Below are 3,751 nucleotides of genomic sequence, written 5' to 3'. Positions count from 1 at the left end.
GGCTCTGAACCCTCCCCCCTCTGCGGCAGGGCTGTTCGGGTAAAGAAGGGCGCGGGTCTTCTCCTCTCCCCGCGGGCGGGGAGAGGGCTGTGTCTCCGTTCAGGAGACGCAGCAAGCGGAGGCGAAGCCGGAGCGAGGGTGAGGGGGTGGTGCCGAAGGGGCCTCTTCCTGAGAGACCCCCTCACCCTCGCCCTACGGGCTCCCTGAGCCCCTTCGGAGCTCAGGCCTCTCCCCGCCCGCGGGGAGAGGGGAAATCAGCGCCTTTTCCTTTTCCCGGACGGCCCTGTGCGGGGGAGGATGCGGGCGTCGCGCGTTACGCCGCCTCGGCATGCGGCCGCACCACCACCGGATCCGGCGCATGCGCCACCTCCGGGTTGAGCGCGAAGTCGAACCGGATCGTCGAGAACGGCGTCTCCAGCCCCGCCGCGGCGATCGCCGCCGGATCGGTGACCCGCACCACCTCGGCGATCAGCCCGTCCCGGGTGGCGAAGGCGAAGTCGTCGTGCAGGTAGGGATCGTCCGAGAGGTTGATCTGCGTCGTCAGCTGCCGGTGGCCGGGGCCGGAGACGAAGAAGTGGATATGGGCCGGGCGCTGGCCGTGGCGGCCGAGCTGGTCCAGCAGCTTCTGGGTCTGGCCGTGCGGCGGGCAGCCATAGCCCTTCGGCAGGATGCTGCGGAAGCGGTAGCGGCCTTGCCCATCCGTCTCGATCCGCCGGCGCAGGTTCCAGGTGCTCTGGCCCTTGTCGAAGACCGAGTAGTTGCCGAGCGTGTTGGCGTGCCAGACATCCACGATGGCACCCGCCACCGGCGCGCCGCCCTCGCCCGTCACCTGACCCTCGACGATCAGCACCTCGCCGTCTTCCGGGTCGTCGTCGAGGCGGGCCTCGCCCTTCGTCAGCGGCGCGCCCGCGACGTAGAGCGGCCCCTCGATGGTGCGCGGCGTGCCGCCTTCGATCCCGGCCGCCCGCTCCTTGGCGTCGATGCACAGGTCGATGAAGTGCTCGACGCCCAAGCCCGGCATCAGGAGGCCGAACTCGTTCTTCTGGCCGGTCTCGGTCAGGTAGCTCATCGCGGTCCAGAATTCGCTCGGGGTCACGTCGAGATCCTCGACGATCCGGCAGGCATCCTCCACGACGCGGCGGACGATCTGCTTGATGCGCGGGTTGCCGGCCTCGGTGGAGAGCCCCGCGACCTTGTCGAACAGGGTTTGGGCCTCGGCGGAATCGGCGATCTTGGTGGTCGCGGTCTTGGCGGTCATGGGGCGTTTCCTCTCTTGCTTGGTTGACGGGTTACGGGTCAGCCGAGGTCGCCGCCGGCCACCGGCAGGACGGTGCCGGTGACGTAGGAGGCCTCGTCGGAGGCGAGGAACAGGATGGCGGCGGCCTGCTCGGCGGCGGTGCCGTAGCGGTGCATCAGGCTCGACGCCTTGGTCTGGGCCACCACCTCGGCGATCCAGGCGCGCTCCTGGTCGCTCGGCGGCGTCGGGTTGCGGGCGATGCGCCGGGGCGGCGCCTCGGTGCCGCCGGGCGCCACCGCGTTCACCCGGATGCCGTGCTCGGCGTATTCGTAGGCCAGGCAGGCGGTGAGCGCGTTCACCCCGCCCTTGGCGGCGGCGTAAGGCACGCGGTTGACGCCCCGCGTCGCCACCGACGACACGTTGACGATGCTGCCGCCCCCACCCGCCAGCATGTGCGGCAGCGCCGCCCGGCAGCACCACAGGGTCGGAAAGAGCGAGCGCCGGATCTCGGCCTCGACCTCGTGCGGGGCATACTGCGCGAAGGGCTTGAACCAGATCGAGCCGCCGACATTGTTGATCAGCACGTCGAGCCGGCCGAACCGTGCGACCGCGGCGTTCATCACGCTCTCGCAGCCCTCGAAGGTCTCGACATCGGCGAGCCGCACCGCGGCCTCGGCGCCGCAATCCCTCGCCTCGGCCGCAATCTCCTCGACGATCTCCGAGCGGTCGGTGAGGAGGAGGGCGGCGCCCTCGCGGGCGAGCCGAAGGGCGACCTCGCGGCCGATCCCCTGCGCGGCGCCGGTCACCACCGCGACCTTGGACGAGAAGCGCCCGGGAGAGACGAACCCGCTCATGCCCCGCTCCCGACGCCGCTCGCCGCGAACTTCTCGTAGTGGAAGCTCGCCGGGCTCAATCCCCGCTCGGCGAAGGTCTTGCGCACCGCATCCACCATCGCGGGCGGGCCGCAGAGATAGGTGTCGATCGCGCCGCCATGTAGATGCGCGTCGGCGAGGTGCTCGGTGACGTAGCCCTTCTTGGCGTGCCGGCTGTCGGGCGAGGCGACGCAGGTCTCGAAGCTGAAGCCCGGGATCCTGCCCGCCGCCTCGTCCAGCGCCTCGGTCTCGACGAGGTCGGCATCGTGCGTCACGCCGTAGACGAGGTGGATCGGCTGGTCGGTGCCGATCGCGGCGACCGTGCCGAGCATCGACAGGAACGGGGCGAGCCCGGTGCCGCCGGCGAGCATCAGCACCGGGCGGTGGATCTCGCGCAGGTAGAAGCTGCCCGAGGGGCCGGTCAGGTCGAGGGCGGCGCCCGCCTCGGCCTGCTCGGCCAGGAACGTGCTCATCAGCCCGCCCGGGATGTTGCGGATCAGGAACTCGGCCTGCCGGCTGCCCGGGACCGAGCTGAACGAGTAGGACCGTGCCTGGCCGCTTCCCGGCACCGCGATGTTGACGTACTGCCCGGGCAGGAAGCCGACCGGCTCCTCGGTCTCGACGCTCAGGCCGAAGGTGGTGTCCGACAGCCGCCGCACCGCCGACACCGTCCCCTTGAGGGCGGCGGCCTTGGTCTTGCAGACCTTGGACGAGGCGGCGATAGCCAGCACCAGGTCGGTCTTCGGCCGCATCTGGCAGGCGAGGCCGTAGCCCTGCGCGGCCTCCTCGTCGGAGAGCGCGTCCTCGATGTAGCTGCCCGGATCGAACCGGCCGGATTCGCAATGGACCCGGCAGGTGCCGCAGGCGCCGTCCCGGCAATCGAGCGGGATGTTGATGCCGAGACGGTAGGCGGCGTCGGCCACCGTCTCGCCCGGCCGGCAGGCGATGAAGCGGGTGACGCCGTCCTCGAAATTGAGCGCGACGCTGTGCAATGCTGTGGTCACGGCGCCCTCCCTAGATGTGATACACGTCGATGACGTGATGGATGTAGTCGTTCTTGAGGATCACCTTCTTCTTCTTGATCAGCGGGGTCTCGCCGCTGGTGTCGAGGGTGTAGAACGACGTGCCGAAATGGGTGTCGATCGTCTTGTAGCGGTAGTTGAAGGTGAGCCAGTTGAAGCGAAGCTTGCAGGTCGTCTCGTCCTGCTCCAGGATCTCGACGTTCGAGATGTTGTGCGAGGTGCGCGGCTCCGGCAGGCTGGTGGCGCTCGACCGCTCGGTGCGGATGCGGAAGACCCGATCCTCCAGGCCGCTGCGGCTGTCGTAGTAGATCAGCGAGACGTCGGTCTGCGGATCGGTGACGAGCTGGTCGTCGTCGTCCCAGGACGGCATCCAGAACTCGACGTCGGGGGCGTAGAGCGCCAGCCAGGCGTCGAAGTCGCGGTCGTCGAGGAAGCGGGCCTCGCGGTAGAGGAATTGCTGCACCTGCTCCAGGGTGAGGGGCATCGGAGGGCTCCGTATGGGCGTGCGGGGGCGCTCGGCGTCCCGGGTGGGGCGGCGCCGCTGGTGTTGCGAGTGACGTTTTCGGATGGAGCGCCTTCCCCTCCCCCTTGTGGGGAGGGGCTAGGGGTGGGGGTGGTGC

4 protein-coding genes are annotated in these 3,751 nt (G+C 69.8%); all 4 read right to left on the bottom strand.

Features of this window, described 5'->3' with window-relative positions; genetic code table 11:
• Nucleotides 1–313: 313 nt before the first annotated feature.
• The 4 genes from catA to benB are packed head-to-tail and all read right to left on the bottom strand — an operon-like array spanning nt 314 to nt 3,615.
• A complete protein-coding gene (gene catA, locus QR78_RS03330; RefSeq protein WP_048426076.1) occupies nt 314–1,258 on the bottom strand; it encodes a catechol 1,2-dioxygenase in 945 nt (314 codons plus the stop codon).
• Between the two features lie 38 nt (nt 1,259–1,296).
• Nucleotides 1,297–2,091, bottom strand: coding sequence for a 1,6-dihydroxycyclohexa-2,4-diene-1-carboxylate dehydrogenase (locus QR78_RS03325; RefSeq protein WP_048426075.1), 795 nt, complete (start codon nt 2,089–2,091; stop codon nt 1,297–1,299).
• The gene (gene benC, locus QR78_RS03320; protein ID WP_048426074.1) at nt 2,088–3,101 is read right to left on the bottom strand and encodes a benzoate 1,2-dioxygenase electron transfer component BenC; all 1,014 of its coding nucleotides are present in this window, start codon (nt 3,099–3,101) and stop codon (nt 2,088–2,090) included. The genes QR78_RS03325 and benC overlap by 4 nt, the downstream gene beginning before the upstream one ends.
• Before the next feature lie 22 nt (nt 3,102–3,123).
• Nucleotides 3,124–3,615, bottom strand: a complete 492-nt coding sequence (gene benB, locus QR78_RS03315; protein WP_048426073.1) for a benzoate 1,2-dioxygenase small subunit — start codon at nt 3,613–3,615, stop codon at nt 3,124–3,126.
• Between the last annotated feature and the right edge of the window lie 136 nt (nt 3,616–3,751).

Source organism: Methylobacterium indicum (genome assembly GCF_001043895.1).
Lineage (GTDB): Bacteria > Pseudomonadota > Alphaproteobacteria > Rhizobiales > Beijerinckiaceae > Methylobacterium > Methylobacterium indicum.
The sequence above is the reverse complement of the archived record's forward strand: the minus strand, read 5'-3'. Positions and strand labels throughout refer to the sequence as shown.

Excerpts from the sequence above, each read along its gene's own strand:
- QR78_RS03325 (WP_048426075.1), bottom strand. The coding sequence starts at position 2,091 with ATGAGCGGGTTCGTCTCTCCCGGGCGCTTCTCGTCCAAGGTCGCGGTG.
- benB (WP_048426073.1), bottom strand. The coding sequence starts at position 3,615 with ATGCCCCTCACCCTGGAGCAGGTGCAGCAATTCCTCTACCGCGAGGCC.
- catA (WP_048426076.1), bottom strand. The coding sequence starts at position 1,258 with ATGACCGCCAAGACCGCGACCACCAAGATCGCCGATTCCGCCGAGGCC.